The sequence below is a fragment of the Variovorax glucosi genome (assembly GCF_051216695.1).
Taxonomy (GTDB): Bacteria; Pseudomonadota; Gammaproteobacteria; order Burkholderiales; family Burkholderiaceae_C; genus Variovorax.
This window is the reverse complement of the sequence record NZ_JBPJZE010000134.1, coordinates 1-1,342: the sequence shown is the minus strand read 5'-3', so window position 1 is coordinate 1,342 and position 1,342 is coordinate 1. Positions and strand designations below refer to the sequence as shown.

2 protein-coding genes and 1 tRNA gene are annotated in these 1,342 nt (G+C 62.8%); 2 read left to right on the top strand and 1 reads right to left on the bottom strand.

The window, feature by feature from the left end; all coding sequences use genetic code 11:
- Together hemW and ACSFA3_RS23580 are read left to right on the top strand one after the other, a co-directional pair.
- Positions 1-929: radical SAM family heme chaperone HemW (gene hemW / locus ACSFA3_RS23585; protein WP_435507845.1), on the top strand; the 929-nt coding region annotated here is incomplete at its 5' end.
- A 32-nt stretch (positions 930-961) separates the two neighbouring features.
- Positions 962-1,049 (top strand) — tRNA-Ser (locus ACSFA3_RS23580).
- Positions 1,050-1,159: 110 nt separating this feature from the next.
- On the opposite strand, the gene ACSFA3_RS23575 is transcribed toward ACSFA3_RS23580, so the two are convergent.
- The coding region (locus ACSFA3_RS23575; protein ID WP_435507844.1) for a hypothetical protein at positions 1,160-1,342 on the bottom strand (183 nt) is incomplete at its 5' end.

Genomic DNA, 1,342 nt, shown 5'->3' with positions numbered 1-1,342 from the left:
CGCAGGCCATCGACCGCCTGCTGGGCGACGTGCGCGCGCGCCTGAAGCTCACGCCCGACTGCGAGATCACTCTCGAAGCCAACCCCGGCACCTTCGAGCGCAACCGCTTCCGCGCGTACCGCTCGGCCGGCGTCACGCGCCTTTCGGTGGGCGTGCAGAGCTTCAACGACGAGCACCTGAAGGCGCTGGGCCGAGTGCACGACCGCGCGCAGGCCATTGCTGCCCTCGAAGAGGCCGCGAGCACCTTCGACACCTTCAACCTCGACCTGATGTACGCGCTGCCGGGCCAGACCCTGGAAGGCCTCGACGCCCACCTGTCGCAGGCACTGGCGCTCGCGCCGCCGCACATCTCGGTGTACCACCTGACCATCGAACCCAACACATGGTTCGCCAAGTTCCCGCCCACGCTGCCCGAAGACGACATTGCCTACGCCATGCTCGACCGCATCACCGAGCGCACCAGCGCCAACGGCATGTCGCGCTACGAGGTGTCGGCCTATGCCCGCGAGGGACACCAATGCGCGCACAACCTCAACTACTGGCAGTTCGGCGATTACCTGGGTATTGGCGCCGGCGCGCACAGCAAGCTGAGCTTTGCGCACCGCATCGTGCGCCAGGTGCGCTTTCGCGAGCCGCGCCTGTACATGGAGAACGCACGCGCGGGGGCCGCGGTGTCGCAGAGCGACGAAGTGGCGCTGGCCGATCTGCCGTTCGAGTTCATGCTCAATGCGCTGAGGCTGAAGCAAGGCTTCACGCTGCCGCAATTCAGCGAACGTACGGGGCTGGCAATGACGTCGATCCAGCGCGGCCTTGAAGAGGCAGAGCGCAAGGGGCTCGTGGCTCGCGACCTGTTCCGCGTGTGGCCGACCGAACGCGGACTGGATTTTCTGAGCGATCTGCAGGCGATGTTCCTGCCCGATGAAGAGTAGGGGAGCGCCACTGGCATAAAATCCGTGGCTCCGGAGAGTTGGGTGAGTGGTTTAAACCAGCAGTCTTGAAAACTGCCGACGGGAAACCGTCCGTGAGTTCGAATCTCACACTCTCCGCCAGCCATCGATGTCTCTCATCGACGCTCGGCCAGTTCGATATCCTTACCCATCCATGTACCCATCCGTCGGCAGTGCGACTGGGTGGCACTTAATGATGGCTTTCGCGGCACTCACCAAGGCTTAGCGACACCGAACGTGGAAACCAAATGGTCTGCCATGCCACTATCGGTAATCCTCACTATGTGCGAAAGAAATTGGTCTACGGATCTGAGCGCGCTGATGTTTAGTCGGCCGGGCGCATTGCGATCCCGCGCCCAGACAATATTCGTTGGAATGGAGAAGCCGTGAGCAAA